The sequence below is a fragment of the Rhodococcus sp. HM1 genome (genome assembly GCF_023218075.1).
GTDB lineage: Bacteria > Actinomycetota > Actinomycetes > Mycobacteriales > Mycobacteriaceae > Rhodococcus.
On sequence record NZ_JALPTB010000101.1, the window covers coordinates 1 to 16,090 of the forward strand.

The following is a 16,090-nucleotide window of genomic DNA, read 5'->3' on the forward strand; positions in this document are numbered from 1 at the left end:
TCTGGAGCAACAATCCGCAGGAGCGCCTCAACAAGGAGATCCGCCGCCGGACCGACGTGGTGGGGATCTTCCCGGACCGGACTGCGCTGATCCGACTGGTCGGGGCGGTGCTGGCCGAACAGCACGACGAGTGGATCGAAGGCCGCCGCTACCTCGGCCTCGACGTACTCGCCCGCTCCCGCACCGACAAGCCCGCCGACAGTGTCACCGAGGAGACCGAGGAGGTGACACCGGCCTTGACTGCCTGATCCACCGACGAGGAATCACGCGACGACGTCGTACACCACCTCACGGGACTTGACCCAGGGGTGAGCGGTATTGACGCACAATGCCGCGCCTACCACGTCGGACACCGGCCGGCCGCGCTCAGCTCCGGCCGAGTCGACCGTCATCGTATGCGCGCGCAAGTGTTTCGTGTTCCGATCCGTGAACACGGCATCGGGTTCCGCACCCAGACCTCGGGAAAAGGATCGCGCGTGGCCACAACGCCGCAGCTATTGAACAAGGATCCTGGCTCCGCAGGACCGTCACATGTTCGATTCCCCCATGCATCACCTCGCCATTCGACGACCTCGCGTCGGCCTCGTCTACCGTGATCAGACCACCGTCGTCCCGAGCGGCAGATCACCTCGACGCAGTGGAGTACCCCGTCGTGCTGACGGAACAGCCGTGCTCTTCTGATGCCCCGCGGTTGACGGATCCCGTGTCGGGGTTGCGATGCCCGGGACCCTTCTGGTTCCTCCCCTCCCCTACAGAAAGGGCTCTGGCGTGTCCGTATCGCCGAGACGAACGCACCGGCAGAGCAGCTGTCGTCTGAACGGACGGCGCGACCCGGATCCTTTCCGAAACCTGCCGGCACTGGGGGTCCGTGCCGCGTCCATCAACAGATCGGGCACCGAACGCCGCGGCGGGTTCGGTGCCGGCAGTTCCCTCTCGACCCGCGATCCGCTGCGGACAACCACCCCGACGGACCCGAGCCGCGAGCCTCTCATTCGGCCCAGAACGCCGAGTAGCGCACGCGGTCGAGAGCGAGTCGGGGACAGTGCCACGTCGAACCCTCAGATCGGGACGGCGCCGAGTAGTGCCCGACATTCATTTTCGAAAATAGACGCCGAATATCGTCCTCGGCCGTGGACAGCCGCTCTCGACGCACCGAAAATAAAATTCGAGTCGCTGCGCGATCACGGACCGGTGATGTGGTGAAATAAACCACATCGATACCCACCGAAGGAAGGAGCCGGAACTTACCGACGAGTAATAAGTAAATAACTCACAGGGCAGTACAAGACAAAACCCCCTAACGGGGGCTTGTCCTTCGAGAATCTTTCCACCAGGTTCATCGAGTTGTAGTGCAGCTAACCGTGTGTTCAGTTCTCACCACTGTTGGCGCTCGACATGGAACCGAAGTTGCCGCTTCGCTCCAAGTACTGCTCCCACCAGGGCTTATCGGTGCTCGATAGGTCCCGCTTTCTTGGAGGGACATACCGTGCTTGGTACGTCTCAGGGTAACTCATGCCCTGACACAGATACAACAACTTCCACAACGACACGCCGCGAATTTTCCGCACCAGCCGCTCGGGATGCCGCAACTCAACAATCCCCCACTTCCCATGACCTCGCCTATTTTGATGCAATAAATCGCGCACAAGAAAACGTGGCGCGAGTCGAGAAAATCAATATCGAAAGCGACCAACGCGGTCGAACCTGGTCAATTCCGGTACCACCGGAAATGCAGTCGACCACCCCCGTCTGGTCTGGACGAGCAATCTGGCAACGCCAAGTCCGAGAAATTCTGAATAGCGACGCCGGCATTCAAATATGCCGGCGCCACAGCATCGACCCAGAACGCGTCTTCGCCGTCGCGGTATGCATGGCCGCCGTAGCCGACCAGCGCACCGGCCGCCGCGTCACCGCATCACGGGAGACCCTCGCCGAGCGAGCCGGCGTCTCGATCACTGTCCTCAAGCGTGCACGGCGCGTTCTGTCCGAACTGGGGATGGCTCACGAGATGGTCCGGGGCCGATTCCTACGCACCATCGAACAGTGGGCCGCCGAAGCCCATCACGGACGTAAACAAGTGAAGGCGACAAGCGTCTGGGCCCTGACCTCCCCCAGATCCGTCGTGATTCGCGTTACCTCCGCTGGCTCGCCCACGGACACTCCGCCCTCTACACGCGTCGGGAACGCCTCACGCGACCCCCGCACCCCTACCCCACCGATTCATCCACAATCCCGCACCGGTGGCCCCCAATCTCTTGGTGTTGTTTTATGTAGTTCTACTTCCGTCAGGAAGTACAAGACAACGCGCGCGCGAACGCACGCGGCCGGAGCTTCCGCTTCCCGCAACGCGAATCCTCGACCAATTCAGCTTCAGAAGGCCGCTGCCGAGCTAATTTCCCTTGCCCCATCCCTGGATACCGGAAGGCATATCGGATCCGTCTGCGACGCACTCAGGGACCATTGCGTCGATACGACTCGCTGGACAGGGCGCGATATCGCGAGAACCCTCAACGAAGACACCAGGCTTCGTGGCTGGACCTGGCCTGAACGGGGCTCGCTTAGGCACCCCATCAGGTTCTTGCGCTGGCGCCTGGCACGCATCGATTGGTCCGGCCCCTCCCCCTCCGAACGCGCCCGCGAGGCCAAGTTGGAGCGGGACCTGGAACGCCGGCGAGCCGCCGTGGCGGCGTCCGACCGCGACATGCGAATCGCCTCTACAAGCACGCGGGTGTCGGTCATGAATCAGATTCGAGAAGCCCTCTCCCGCAGGCGAAGCAATCCCTCCGGTAGCGCCGTGAGGTAGGCGCGCTCCCCGTCCGACGGAAACACGGGAGACTCCCCTCCCCCACCGGCTCGTCGTTGGCGGTGTTCGTGACAGCGAGATGCGTGTCATGGCTGTTTACCGCGGTAAACAGCCATGACACGCGGTGCTTCTGACATACCCAGAATGATCGCGCGTGTCCACACGACCTCCGCGTGGTTTACCGCGGTAAACCACGCCGACGAAGTGTGGTCGCGACGAACCGCCGGAACCCCGTTACATCCGTGTGAGTGCCCAAGCGGCCCATCCTCAGTGATCGCCGTGGACTTGGAGCTGCATGGGCGGCTCCTGTCGATGAACGCCGACCGCTCCCCTGGGGCTCGTGGTTTACCGCGGTAAACCACGAGCCCCAGGCTTGCTATTGCTTCGGGCAACGGCCAGATCGTCATCCGTGTTTACCGCGGTAAACACGGTTTCGGATCGTTGCCGTGACGCGGAGAGCCGTGAGCTATCGACGACTCTGGCTTGACGGTAGTCGCCTGCAGCGGCGGTGCTCGCGGAGATACTTCCCGCGAGCACCGATCGAGTTGGCGTGGGATCCGCTCAGCAGGTCGTAGCGCTATGCGCCAGCCTTGGGGTGCCTACGTGAACTGATCGGTTCAATCCAGTGCTGCGGTTTACCGCGGTAAACCGCAGCAGGTGCACCACTCGATGACTCTCGTCGGATACCGAGTGTCGCGTCGAGTCGCCGGTATGCGATCGAGCGCGTTTACCGCATCTCGTTTACCGCGGTAAACGCGCTGAGGAGATCGCTGCGGTGACATCGAATCACCACATGTGCGCTGGCAATCCCGATCGTTTCGGGGCCTGACCGCGATTCCCTCCGTTGTTTACCGCGGTAAACCGGCAGTACGTGCCGTACGTGACGCTGCAACGGAAGATTCGAGCTGATGAACGACCGGTCCGATGTGGCGTGTGGCTCACCGGTTTACCGCGGTAAACGCGGTGGGCTGCCTGGAGATGATCGAGAGCGTCGATGTTGGCGGTGATTCATCATCGCGCCGGAGCGCGTAGCCGGATCGTGTTTACCGCGGTAAACGGAAGGGGTGGTATCTACGTTTTCAGTGCGACGGAAGGAGTTGCCTCGCCGAGGACGGCGTGACCCGGCCGCGCAGGAGCGATGCAGGAGGGCTGGTTTACCGCGGTAAACCGGCCCGGGGTCACAGTCTCACGCCCGCCTCCGTCGAAGGGACGGGGAACTCGGTAATAACCCGCCGAACTCTTGGCTTCGAGAACTAGCAGGCTGCTCCGGCTGACGTTGTTTACCGCGGTAAACAGCTGTAGGTCAGCCCGCTGACATTGCATTCGCTGGGAATGGCGGCTGTTAGCACCCCGTCGTCGGCGTCAGGCGACGCCTGCACCAGCACCGCACACCCGGACCGGTTTACCGCGGTAAACCGGGATCGCGCCGAAGGGTAGCCCTTTTGCTCCGGCCGTCAGAGTGGTTGTAGCCGAGGAAGTGCACCGTGCGGCTCGGTTTACCGCGGTAAACATCTCGTGCCGCGAAGAGCTCGGGGCTGGCGTGGAGGCAAGTCTGCGGCGGAGATCCTTCGACATTCTGGAACGGATGGCTCGAGGTGACGTTTACCGCGGTAAACCGGGGGGAGGGGTATCCCTGATCTGTAGTACTCGGAACCGGCGTGCCACGCATGCTGTCGGCGGGAAGGGGACCCGACGCCATAGCCGTGAACCGGTTTACCGCGGTAAACCAGGAAGCATCCTCCGAGGGAAAGATCACCGCCTCAGACTTCCCGGCGCGCCGAACAGGAGGTCGTGATCTCGTTTACCGCGGTAGACCGCGCCGAACACGTCGGAACAGACTCGTCGACATCGGCAGAAGGCTGGTGCCTTCAGGCCGAACATGCCGAGCCATCGACTCGTGTCTCTAGTACCTTGCCGCGCGGAACGCGTGCGGGCCACTGGACGTCGATGCGCGTGCACGAGGCTAGGCGGAGATCCCATCGTGGAACGGGCGCGACCAAGTCTTCCCCTGGTTTACCGCGGTAAACCAGGGGAGTGGTGTGCCTAAGCGGCAGCCCTTGAGTGGGGAATCCCCACGTTTCACCGACACCAGAAGCCGACACCAGAATGCGATGCCTGGTGTTGATGGCTCGGTTTACCGCAGTAAACCACTAACACCCGCCGGCCCATGGCGGGGTTCGCCTCGGTCTTCGAAAAGCGCTATACATGTTGACCGCGGTGAACCATGTCGATAATGTCGGCGTTCTTCATCGTCTTCGACAATGGAGCGATGCCACGGATCCTGCCGGCGTAGCTGCTGCCTGTCGGTCTTGCTGGTTTACCGCGGTAAACGGTGGATCGCTCTTCGTGCCCTTGAGATGCTCGCACGAAAACTGCAGCGAGGGCCGTCGCTGAGTCTCGGGTTTACCGCGGTAAACCGGGGGAGTGGCATCCTGGACAGGTCGTCCGGGCACGGTTGGCCCGCAGTTGCAGCGCGAAGGCGATGTCCGCCGCGACGGGCTGGGCGGTTTACCGCGGTAAACCAGTCGCACCTCTTCCCATGTCGCTGCAGTTCCGCGAGACGGGAAGAACCCTGAATGAAAGCCTGGTCCGGGCATCGCTGTCTGCTGGGCACAGGTCCGGCCGGCAAGGTGACGCGAAGTTGAATAGAAGTGGCCTGTCGGTTCTGTAGCGGATTTCTCCGACACGATGGAGCTCGGTGCCGGTGAAGCCCCGGGGGAGTCGCAGCTTCGAACGACCATTGCTACCTCAGTGCAGGACGGGTGGTTTACCGCGGTAAACCACCACAAGGTCGGTCGTCCGGTCGGGGTGGAAAGCGATCGCGCGGGAGGTATCGGACTCGCATTCCGTGATTGCACCGTAGCAGGAAGGTTGCGCGGTCATTTCGGTAGCGGAAGTAGGCATTTCGCGATCGGCCGGGAGTCGATAGGAGTGCTGACTCGCGCCACATATCCGTCACAGTGACGAAACTGGGTGGTGTAATCCGGTGCCGGAAAGTCGGTCGGGGCAGATGTGCGAGACGCGCTTCGCGCGGGTATGCCCGATTCGGAAGGCGACACGCCGAGGGCGCTCAAGAAATCTCGAGAAATTTTGGGCGCCAAGAGGATCGGAACTCAGCGTGGGGGAAGGTCGTCGCGGCCCCACCGTCCGCGCCCAGGACGACTCGACATCCACTCGTCCACGGTCTCGGGAAGCCAGCCGAGCCTGGGCCCGATCTCTGCATCTGCTTGCGGCAGAACACCTTTGCGGAGATAACCCTTCGCGGTGTTGTACGCGATCCCAACACGGTCAGCGAACTCGTGCAACGTCAGGTATCGGACCATGCCCGGGATCATACTGCCCGGTTGCACAATAGACCCACGCGGATCTATTGTGCAGAGCGACGCAATCCACCAAAAAAGGTCTCAAACCCATTACAGTGGAAGCGCAATCGCCACCTCGATCGCAACGTGGTGGTGCAAGTCCGAAGTAGCCCCCTCGGGGGTGAAGCATACGGAGGGTATCCAATGGCTGTGCATGTCATGCTGAATCAAAAGGGCGGGGTCGGAAAATCCACCCTGACAATGAATCTGGCCGCGGTGAAAGCCGACGTCCTCACATCCGGCGACGATGACGACGTGCAGTCCCCGGTCGCGGCGATCTCCGTCGACCCCCAGGGCTCGGCGGTCTGGTGGGCCTCGCGAGTCGAAGAACTCCCGTTCCTGATCGACCAGGTCCACGACAACCTCGAGGTCCTGCGCAACCTCGACAAACTCCCCGGCATCAAACACGTCTACGTCGACACCCCCGGCTGGATCGACCTGTCCGGCAACGACGACGGCACCGACCCCCTCGGGGCTGGCACCTCCGGTGACGCCCTGCGCGCCGTCCTCGATGTCGCCGACCTGGTGATCGTGCCGATCGAACCCGAACCGCTGTGCTTCGACCCGACCGCCCGCACCATCAAGCAGGTCCTCGAACCCCTCGGCAAGAAATTCATTGTCGTGGTGAACAACTGGGACCCGCGGGACGGCAAGGTCGACCTCGACCAGACCCGGGAATTCGTCCAGGCGAACGGCTGGCCCCTCGCCCGCACCGTCGTGCGCCACTACAAGGTGCATACCCGCGCCGCCGCCGAAGGTCGGGTCGTCACCGAGTACGAAACCAACCGGGTCTCCCTCCAGGCCCGCGAAGACTTCTACAAACTCAGCCTCGAACTCGCGGACGGCGGCCGCTGATGGCCCCCAAGGGAGGGCGCGCGAACTTCGCCTCGCTGGTCGGCGCAGTCGGAGACAACTCACCGGTCGACCGCAAGCGAACCGTGAGCCCCAAGCCCATCACCACCGAGCCCGTCGACGGCCAGTTCCTGGCCGATGTGCCGGTCGCCGAGCTCGTCGCCAACCCGCGCAATCCCCGCGACGAGGTCGGCGACCTCTCCGATCTGTCCACCATCACAGATCGGCAGCTGCAACCCGGCACGGCCGTCAGCCGGGCCGCGTGGCTCAAACTGTGGCCCGAAGACGAAGCCGAGATCGGCACCGCCAAGTACATCGTCGTCAACGGAAACCGACGCCTCGCGGCCGCCGTCAAGTACGGCCGCCCCGGTCTCGATGTCGTCGTCCGAGACAGCATCGCCGTCAACAAGGGGGAGATCCTCTGGGCGGCGACCAGCGAGAACATCGACCGCCGCGACTTCGACGTCCTCGAAGAAGCCAAGGCCGTCGAGCTGATGGTGGCCGAGTTCGGCAGTGCCGACGCCGCCGCGACCAAACTCGGACGCTCCAAGGGATGGGTGTCCCAGCGCCGCGCACTGCTCAAACTCGCACCGGAACTCCAAGCGGCGCTGCGCGCCGGCGATCTCGCGATCCGGCACGCCCGCTCGCTCGCCAAGGTGCCCCTCGAGGAACAGGTCGCAGCATGGGAAGCCGCGCAGAACCCGGAGTCGGACAAGTCCACAGCCGACCCCGGACCGGCCGACTCCCAGCCGAATACGCCCACGAAGGACGATCCGGACGAGTCGGCGCCGATCGAACCCGCCGACAAAGTGGTGCAGGCACTGAAGAAGTTGTCCGTCGACCCGGCTGTCCTCGCCGCCGCCGTGCGCAAGCACTACTCCAACGACGAACAACGCGCCCTCATCGACGCTCTCGGTCTCCGCTAACCGATTTGCGTTCGTGGACAAGATGATTCCGCAACCAGCCGGACCCCCACCGGCTGGTTGCGGGACACCATGCCGCGACCCACTCCCATCCGGCACCTTCGATCACCGTCCGCGCACCTCACACGGCCACACCCTCATGCGAATCCCAGCGGAGCCCCGATGAGCCGAAACAACGAACAGTTCACGCTCTTCGATGTCGAACCCGAACCCGACACCGAACACACCGACGTGCCCGCCCCACCCGATGCCTCGACACCCGGCGAATCGGATCGGGTAGAGGACGACGTAGTCGACCACAATCGCACCGAAACCCACGCCACGACCGATCCGGCCCCCGACGACACCGGCACCGACACAGACCCCGACAGCGACCAAACAAGCGACGACACCCAGCCGAACACAGAAAACACCGACGACCCGAAACCCTGGGAATCCCTCCCCACCGGCACGGACGCCGACGGACACGCCCTCATCGTCACCGCCGAAGCCACCTACAGTCCCTCCGGCGCCCGACTCACCGGCCCCGTCGACACCATCGAGAAACTGGACAAGCTGATCCACTGGGCAGCCCTGACCCCACACGGTCTCACCGCCCAGGTGTGGTTCGTCGGCATCGACTCCTGCGCCCGACTCGGCTGGACGATCGACCCCGGCAGCGAAGACGACGTCGACGACCTCGAACAGCTGCGCCGCCGCGCCGCCTCGGACCTGACCCAGGCCGTCGCCGCGACGCTGCCGCCGCTCATCGCCGCCGGCTGGGAGCTGCGCGGCGATCCCGGCTTCGTCGTGCACCTCAAACGTCAGCTCGGCAAGGCCACCCAAATGGTCGACCTCATCCTCGAACCGTACGTATGGACGTACTGGAACAAGGACTTTGGCTGGGGTAACCGAGTCGGGGATATGGGCATCCTCGGCTCGCCGACCGCCGGCACCTACCTGCCCGACGAGGACCTGCCCGCCGCCCGCGAGCTCGGCCGCCGCCTGGCCTGGTCCGCCAAACACCTCGGCACCCTGCCCGGCCCCACCCCGGCCCGCACCGGTGCCGCGATTCTCGACAAGATCCGCCGCGAACGCACCCAGACAGGGAAGGGCATCGTGGTGACCGCCGCCGGTCCGGTCCCACCGATCGACGGCGCCCCCCGCGGCGATCTCGAACCTGCCGCCGGTTGGTCCCGGATTCCCGATGACGACGATCTCGACGGGGTGACCCGGCTGGTCACCATCGACCAGCGCGCTGCCTACCTGGCCTCGGCCGGGATGCTCTCGTTCGGCTACGGCCGCGTGCGCAACCTGAGCGGTGCCGATGTCGCGGCCGCCGCCGCGGTCGACAAGCCGGCGTTCGGGATCTGGCGCGTGACCCTGCCCGCCGCCGGCCAGTACGCCCTGCCGGACAAGCTCCCGCTGCCGCACCCAGCGATGCTGCACGACCAGCCGGTGCGGACCTGGATCACCACCGTCAGCCTGGAAGGACTGTGCGCGCCGATCGCCGACGGCGGAATGGGCCTGGACATCGACGACCTCGACGTCACCGACGCCTGGGTCTACGAGGAACAGGGCCGGGCCCTAGACAAGTGGGCGAAGATCCTGCGCGAGGCCCGCACCGTCGCGGTCGAGACCGGGGATGTGGCGATGAAGCGGTTCCTCGGCGCCTGCTACAAGGGGTACGTGGGTCGGATGGTCAACCCCGACATGTGGACCGCCAGCCGGATGCAGCATCACCACCAGCCGTTGTGGCGGGCGGCGATCATGGCGCACTGCCGGTGGCGCGGGCGCCGGGTGGCGATGCGCATCGCCCGCGAGACCGGACGGTGGCCGATCCGTACCATGACCGACTCCTGGGTGTATCTGCTGGGAGAGGGGCAGGACATCGCCGACGACAGTGCCGCCCTCGGCAAGATGACCCTCGAGAAGCAGGTGGAGCTGACCGACGAGATGATCCTGGCGTTTGCGGCCGCCGAAACCACCCACGAGGTTCGGCTCGCGATCGCCGCGGCCTACGGCACCGACACCGACGAGGAGCAGTAGATGGCGCTGCACCTGCCCAAGCCGCGCTCGAAATCCGTGCCGCAGAAAACCACCGGTCTCGACGGCATGCGCGTCACGGTCGCGGCCGCCGCGGCCGAAGGCATCGCCAAGGCGCAGGAAACCAGCCGCGGCCTGGCGGGGCTGACCGCGAGGGTCTCGGTCCGGCAGCTGCGCAGCGAGATCGGGAACGACGGGTTGCGCCAAGCCGCGATCGATGCCGGCCGCACCCCGCCCTCGGACCGGACGCTGCGCCGGTGGGGGCAGCAGGGCCGCATCCCGCACGCCGAGGTCGCCGAGCTGGCGCAGCGCCGCGCCGCGATCGCCCGGCTCGGCGGTGTCAACGCGGTGGCGCAGCAGATCGGCCGCAACCCGTCGTCGGTGCGTAAGTACATGTCGGGCAAGACCAACGAACTGCGCAACGACGCGAAGTCCAAACTCAAAGCCGCCAAAGCGGACAACACCATGCGCAAGGCCGGTGTTCTCCGGCCCGACGGGACACCGAAGGTCGCGACGATCCGGGTCACCGGCCGGGTGCACGTCCGCAACGGCGACGAAGTCGGATACGACTACCGCACCCGCACACTGGACTTCGGCAACTCCGACGTCCCGTTCAGCGCCGAGGAATCACGGGAGATCGCCGCAGCCCTGGCGAACGACGACCAGGCCCGCGTGGTGGCGATCCTCGAACGCCACGCCACCCTCGACTACCCGGAGAACAAGGGGTTCGACGTCTACGGGGATCAGTTCGGATTCCACTTCGACGCCATCGACAAGCTCGACGTCACGTGGCGCTGAGTAGTCCACCGACAGCCACACAAACGCATCACTTAGCGTCCCGCGGTTCCTGACGCGATCCGATTTGAGCACCATCGTGCTGTTCAGGCCAGCGGATGGGTTCACAAACGTCACTTGCTCGACCGGTCGCTGCCCAACGACGATCTCGACGGTGTCTCGCACCGCAGAACGGTGCCGTGGACGATCCCGGGGATATCCATCTAGCGTTCCAACCTCATATTCCGAACACGGGATGTCCGCATCCTCGTTCGGCTGACACTTTCGGAGGAGATGAGATGCACATGCCGATGTGGCCACCCGGCCCCGTCCCTACATGGGACACGGAAGCACTGGAACGCTTTGTCGCATACGTCGAGCGCGGCATGACGGTCCGGGTGGCAGCCGACGGGCGTTTCCTGACGCTCTCCGAAGCCCACGCCGAGTTGTTCCGGCGGCAGCGGAAGCGACAGCGCGACGTCGAAGCGTGACTTTCCGACGGCAGACCCCCGGCACCCCCACACGTCGGCAATCCGGCCGATACGCGATCGGTCGTCGAACACCCCCATCGGCCTTGAACTCGACGAACACCGAGCACCCGGTCCGTCCCCGCTCCCCTTGAACATCGGCGCAGCATGGACTATTGAGAGGACATGATGCCCGATGTTCCGCCGCCGCGGCTCCCTGCAGATGTGACGGCCCTCGTCGGACGAGGCACCGAAACCACTGAGATCCGGCGACTACTTGCTCACTCGAGACTGGTCACCCTCACAGGTATCGGCGGCGTGGGCAAATCGCGTCTCGCGGTGCACGTCGCCCGCAAAGCCGAGCGCGGCTTCGCGGATCACGCAACGCTCGTCGAGCTGGCCGAGGTCGCCGATCCGGCACTGGTAGCGATGACGGTGGCCCAGGTTGTCGGAGCCCCGGTTCACCAGTCGGATGTGGTGGCGACCTTGGTCGATTATCTGCGCGGGCGCGAGATGCTGATGGTCCTCGACAACTGTGAGCATCTGCTCGACGAAACCGCGATCCTGGTACGGAACCTCCTGTCCGCTTGCCCTGGGCTGCGGATCCTTGCCACCAGCCGCGAACCGTTGCGTGTTACCGGTGAACACATCTTCAAGGTCGAGCCGCTTCCGGTCCGTGTCTCGCACAGCGGGCGGGGCCCCGATGACGTACGCCCGGAGGCTGTGCGGTTGTTCGAGGAACGGGCCACGGCTGCGGCGCCGGAGTTTCGGATCACCGCTGACAACGAGCGCACGGTGGAGGAATTGTGCCGCCGGCTCGATGGGTTGCCGCTGGCGATCGAGCTCGCGGCTGGACGGATGCGGGCACTGTCACCCCGCGAATTGCTGGTTCGTCTGGACGACCACCACCGGCTTCTCAGCCTGGGCGACCGTTCCGCTGCCCCCCGCCATCAGTCGTTGTGGGCAACCCTGGACTGGAGTTACGACCTGTGCTCGAAGCACGAGAGGCTTCTGTGGGAACGCATGTCGATCTTCACCGGCTCCATCTACCTGAACGCCGCCGAGTGTGTCTGCAGCGACGACGATCTCCCCCGAGAGGTCGTCGTGGAACACATCGTGGCGCTAGTGGACAAATCGATCCTTGTGATGCACAACTCGAGCGACGGACCCACCTATCGCATGCTCGAGACGGTGCGCGAGTACGGATTGCGGAAACTGCGCGAAGATCCGCTCGACGCTGCGGTTGTCGGGCGTTATCGCGCGTACTACCAGCGGCTCGCACGCGAGTTCGACGAGAACTGGTTCGGGCCCGGCCAGGAGGAAATGGTCGAACGGATGCGTCGGGAACAGGCGAATCTGCGAGCAGTCCTGGATTCGCTGGTTTCCGACCCCGAGGGAGGGCGCGCCGCGCTCGGCATGAGTTCGGCGCTTTTCTGGTATTGGCTCGGATGCGGACAGCAACGGGAGGGACGGCACTGGCTGGACCGGTGCCTGGCGCTCGACGACAATGCTGGACCCGAACGTGCAGCAGCGTTGTGGGCCAACGGCTATCTCGCGATAGCCGAAGGTAAGGCCGTCGTCGCGCTCGATCTGCTTCGTGGCAGTCAGGACGCCGCTCGGCAAGCAGGAGACGCGATCGGACTCGCTCACGCGACCCACATACGCGGCATTGCCGAGCACAACCTCGGCAACCCATCGCTGGGCATGACCTTGATCGAGGAGGGCATGGCGATGGAGTCGGAGAACGGGACATCTGCGCAGCAGGTCCTCGCGATGGAGCACCTGGGGTGGGCTCTGTGTCACCGGCAGGAGCCCGAACGGGCTCTCGCGGTGCTCGAACAAGGGCTTCACCTATGCAAAGAACTAGGCGAGCGGTGGTCGCTGTCGTGGGTTCTCACATTCACGGGACTGGCGCACTGGATGCGCGGAGACGCTGCGGCCGCGGCACGCGCGTTGAGGGAGGCGCTCGCGGTCAAGCGACCCTTCCACGACGTGTTGGGTATCGCTGTGGTTGTGGAGTTGCTCTCCTGGGTTGCGTGCGCCGAAGGTGATGCCGTGCGCTCGGCGCGGCTTCTGGGGGCGGTGCGTCGGATGTGGGAGCCGCTGGGGATCTACCCGGGTGGGTTCGAACTGCGATCCTGGAGCAGCCGTACGGAAGCTGATGTCCGAAAGGTGCTTGGAGAGAAGGAGTTCGAATATCAATTCGGGGAGGGCGCGAGGATGGAGGTGGATCGCACGATCGACTACGCGCTCGGTGAGGAGTCCTCGGACGAGGCGGAACTCTCGTCCGAGGACGCGCTCCTCGCCCTCCTTACGCCCCGCGAGACGCAGATCGCCCAGCTGCTTGCCCAGGGGCTCACGAACAAACAGATAGCACAGACACTGGTGATCGCCCTGCGCACCGTGGACAGCCATGTCGAACACATCTTCACCAAGTTCGGTGTCAATTCGCGGACACAGGTCGCGGTCCTGCTGGCCACACAGCGGCGTTGAACGAGCTAGTACACCGTGCGGGAACGGTTGGCCAGCACGCCCGTTCGTCGCCGCGCCGCGATTGACGCGGCGCCGTCGATACCGGCGAGGAGCATCCCCGATTCGGCGCCCAGGCGCGCCACGACGGCACCCGAGGGATCCGCAACGAGGGACCGCCCGATCCCGGTGGGAGCGTCGGGCCGGACCGCGACACCGGCCGTACGCGGGTCGGCCTGATCACATCCGAGTACCCAACACCCAGAGTCGAGGGCCCGTGCCCGTACCAACACGTCCCATTGGTCGGCTTTCCCGTCGCCGGCTCCCCAGGACGTCGGTACCAGTACCGCGCTCGCCCCGTCCTCGGCCAACCGCTGGAACAGAGCGGGAAAGCGGATGTCATAACAGGTGGCGACGCCGAGTACCAGACCGTCGACGGTGACCGTGACACATTCGCTGCCGGGTGCCACGGTGTCCGATTCGCGGTATCCGAACGCATCGTAGAGGTGGATTTTGTCGTAGCCGAAATGCTGACCGAGACCGGTAATGATCACGGTGTTGCGGACGCGGGCACCGTCGGGGGTGAACATGCCGGCCACGACGAGCACATCGTGCTCGTCCGCGATGGCGGCGACCGCACAGGCCCACGGTCCATCGATCGGTTCGGCGACCGCGCCGAGTTCGGTCCCGAAGTGCGCCATGGTGGCCTCCGGGAACACCACAACCCTGGCGCCGGCGCGGGCGGCATGTCCGACCTCGGCGCGGACCGTGGCAAGGTTGCGGTCCGGATCGCCGGTCGACGCGATCTGGCACAACGCTATCTGCAAGGTGTCGTTCATGATCAGCTGTCCTGTCCTACCCGCGGAATCCATCCCGGGCGGCTGAGCAGGTAGCGCACCATTCGCGGTGGAATGGTCAGGGTCGATTCGATGTCGCCGGCATCCGGTGGCAAGTGGGTGCGGATCTGCGAATGTGCGCCGGCCTGTATCTTGTCCACCCATTCCGGGTCGACGAGCGCCGCACGTCCGATCGCGACCAGGTCGGCACCGGCGGTGAGGGCGGTCCGGGCGTCGTCCAGGGTGCGTATGCCCCCGCTGGCGACCACGGCGCTATGCCCGTCCACCGCCTCGGCGATCGCCTCGATCGGATTACGTGACTCCACCTGCTGTCGGCTCTTCGTCCAGTCCCGGTCTTCCGGCTGTGGCGAGTTGCGGCGGAAGTTGTCCATGGAGATGTGGATGTAGTCCATGCCCTCGGCGGCCAGTCGATCGGCCAATCTCGCGGCGTCGTCAAGTGTGTACCCGCCCGTTTCGGATTCGAACGGTGTGATCCGGAACCCGACGGTCACTGCGTCGCCGACAGTTTCGCGCACGACGCGGGCGACGGAGAGCGGGAATCGCATCCGTGCCTCGAGGCTGCCACCCCACAGGTCGGTGCGGCGGTTGGCTCGCGGCGAAAAGAACTGATGGATCAGATAGTGGTTGGCGCCGTGGATTTCGATGCCGTCGAAGCCCGCCTTCACTCCATAGTCCGCCGCCCGTCCGAACGCGGCGAGGAGATCCTCGATCTCGTCGTCACGGAGCGCTCTGGGTGTGCGGGCATTGGGTCGGGCGGACGGCACAGCGGAGGGGCCACGCAGTGCGTCGGGTCCGATCAGTTCGGGTAGCGCGATTCGACCGCCGTCGTATATCTGCAGGATGCCGACGCCGCCGCCACCGCGCGCCGCGCGCGCGACCGCTCGCAGGCTGTCAAGGTGGGATTCGCCGGACGCACCGATTCCCTGCCATGCCCGTCCGGCAGGATGGACGTAGGCGCAGGAGGTGATCACCGCGCCGAATTCGGTTGCGGCCCGGCGGGAAAGATAGGTCAGCTCGGCCTCGGTGGCCGACCCGTCCGGATAAGAGGAATCGGTTGTCATGGGTGCGAGAAGGAACCGATTTCTGAGTGTGGTACCGGATCTCAGCGGCAGCGGGGACCAAGGATCTGAAGATGAGTGCATTACGGGCTCCTGGGAGGTGAAGCGATCGGACGATGCGTCAGTCGACCGCGGGTGGAGTCTGCTGCACGGAATACGACAACGAAATCGACCGGTTCGTGTGAGGATCGCCGAGTTCGACGCTCCACCCGGCGCTGAACTGGTCGACCTCGGTGCGCATCGGGATGGTGCCGGACATGAGAACGGTGCCGGGCTCGAGCAAGCCGCGTTCCCGCAGTTCGTCCACCCAGTACAGCGGGCTCAGCAGTTCGGCAAGTGTGCCATTTTGGATCACCTGCGTTCCAGCATCGGTCTGAAGCGTCCCTGGTTTCATTGAGGGTGAGCCAGATATCCCGGAAGGATCACCCCAGACTCACCATGGCGAACTACAAATACCCACAGGAACTGCGCGAGCGAGCGACCCGACTCGCAGTCGAAGC

The 16,090-nt window shown here is 64.8% G+C and carries 11 protein-coding genes; 7 read left to right on the forward strand and 4 right to left on the reverse strand.

Annotated features, from left to right (window positions below):
• The coding region (locus M1M07_RS29890; RefSeq protein ID WP_248676480.1) for a transposase at positions 1 to 248 on the forward strand (248 nt) is incomplete at its 5' end.
• 15 nt (positions 249 to 263) lie between these two features.
• On the opposite strand, the gene M1M07_RS32940 is transcribed toward M1M07_RS29890, so the two are convergent.
• Entirely contained in the window at positions 264 to 392 is a 129-nt protein-coding gene (locus tag M1M07_RS32940) for a hypothetical protein (protein WP_282582456.1), read from the reverse strand.
• Positions 393 to 6,309: 5,917 nt separating this feature from the next.
• On the opposite strand from M1M07_RS32940, the gene M1M07_RS29895 reads away from it, so the two are divergent.
• From M1M07_RS29895 to M1M07_RS29920, 6 genes are all read left to right on the forward strand, one after another.
• A complete protein-coding gene (locus M1M07_RS29895) occupies positions 6,310 to 7,020 on the forward strand; it encodes a ParA family protein (RefSeq protein ID WP_248676482.1) in 711 nt (236 codons plus the stop codon).
• Positions 7,020 to 7,943, forward strand: coding sequence for a peptide transporter (locus M1M07_RS29900; RefSeq protein ID WP_248676483.1), 924 nt, complete (start codon positions 7,020 to 7,022; stop codon positions 7,941 to 7,943). Before M1M07_RS29895 ends, M1M07_RS29900 begins: the two co-directional genes overlap by 1 nt.
• Positions 7,944 to 8,102: 159 nt before the next feature.
• Positions 8,103 to 9,968, forward strand: coding sequence for a hypothetical protein (locus tag M1M07_RS29905; RefSeq protein WP_248676485.1), 1,866 nt, complete (start codon positions 8,103 to 8,105; stop codon positions 9,966 to 9,968).
• The gene (locus tag M1M07_RS29910) at positions 9,969 to 10,763 is read left to right on the forward strand and encodes a hypothetical protein (RefSeq protein ID WP_248676487.1); all 795 of its coding nucleotides are present in this window, start codon (positions 9,969 to 9,971) and stop codon (positions 10,761 to 10,763) included.
• A gap of 275 nt (positions 10,764 to 11,038) precedes the next feature.
• Entirely contained in the window at positions 11,039 to 11,230 is a 192-nt protein-coding gene (locus tag M1M07_RS29915) for a hypothetical protein (protein WP_248676488.1), read from the forward strand.
• Positions 11,231 to 11,395: 165 nt separating this feature from the next.
• Positions 11,396 to 13,699, forward strand: coding sequence for a LuxR C-terminal-related transcriptional regulator (locus M1M07_RS29920; protein ID WP_282582459.1), 2,304 nt, complete (start codon positions 11,396 to 11,398; stop codon positions 13,697 to 13,699).
• Positions 13,700 to 13,704: 5 nt separating this feature from the next.
• Here the strand turns inward: M1M07_RS29920 and M1M07_RS29925 are convergent, their stop codons facing one another.
• From M1M07_RS29925 to M1M07_RS29935, 3 genes are read right to left on the reverse strand one after another with little or no spacing between them, the layout of a single operon-like run.
• Positions 13,705 to 14,514 carry a carbon-nitrogen hydrolase family protein gene (locus tag M1M07_RS29925; protein ID WP_248676490.1) on the reverse strand — a complete coding sequence of 270 codons (810 nt, stop codon included), beginning with the start codon at positions 14,512 to 14,514 and terminating at the stop codon, positions 13,705 to 13,707.
• A gap of 2 nt (positions 14,515 to 14,516) precedes the next feature.
• Positions 14,517 to 15,674: a HisA/HisF-related TIM barrel protein gene (locus M1M07_RS29930; RefSeq protein ID WP_282582457.1), complete on the reverse strand. Its 1,158-nt coding sequence runs from the start codon at positions 15,672 to 15,674 to the stop codon at positions 14,517 to 14,519.
• Positions 15,675 to 15,711: 37 nt separating this feature from the next.
• Entirely contained in the window at positions 15,712 to 15,984 is a 273-nt protein-coding gene (locus M1M07_RS29935) for a DUF2848 family protein (protein WP_282582458.1), read from the reverse strand.
• Positions 15,985 to 16,090 lie beyond the last annotated feature (106 nt).

Coding starts and splice junctions, on each gene's coding strand:
- M1M07_RS32940 (WP_282582456.1), bottom strand. CDS start 392: ATGACGGTCGACTCGGCCGGAGCTGAGCGCGGCCGGCCGGTGTCCGAC.
- M1M07_RS29895 (WP_248676482.1), top strand. CDS start 6,310: ATGGCTGTGCATGTCATGCTGAATCAAAAGGGCGGGGTCGGAAAATCC.
- M1M07_RS29900 (WP_248676483.1), top strand. CDS start 7,020: ATGGCCCCCAAGGGAGGGCGCGCGAACTTCGCCTCGCTGGTCGGCGCA.
- M1M07_RS29905 (WP_248676485.1), top strand. CDS start 8,103: ATGAGCCGAAACAACGAACAGTTCACGCTCTTCGATGTCGAACCCGAA.
- M1M07_RS29910 (WP_248676487.1), top strand. CDS start 9,969: ATGGCGCTGCACCTGCCCAAGCCGCGCTCGAAATCCGTGCCGCAGAAA.
- M1M07_RS29915 (WP_248676488.1), top strand. CDS start 11,039: ATGCACATGCCGATGTGGCCACCCGGCCCCGTCCCTACATGGGACACG.
- M1M07_RS29920 (WP_282582459.1), top strand. CDS start 11,396: ATGCCCGATGTTCCGCCGCCGCGGCTCCCTGCAGATGTGACGGCCCTC.
- M1M07_RS29925 (WP_248676490.1), bottom strand. CDS start 14,514: ATGAACGACACCTTGCAGATAGCGTTGTGCCAGATCGCGTCGACCGGC.
- M1M07_RS29930 (WP_282582457.1), bottom strand. CDS start 15,674: ATGCACTCATCTTCAGATCCTTGGTCCCCGCTGCCGCTGAGATCCGGT.
- M1M07_RS29935 (WP_282582458.1), bottom strand. CDS start 15,984: ATGAAACCAGGGACGCTTCAGACCGATGCTGGAACGCAGGTGATCCAA.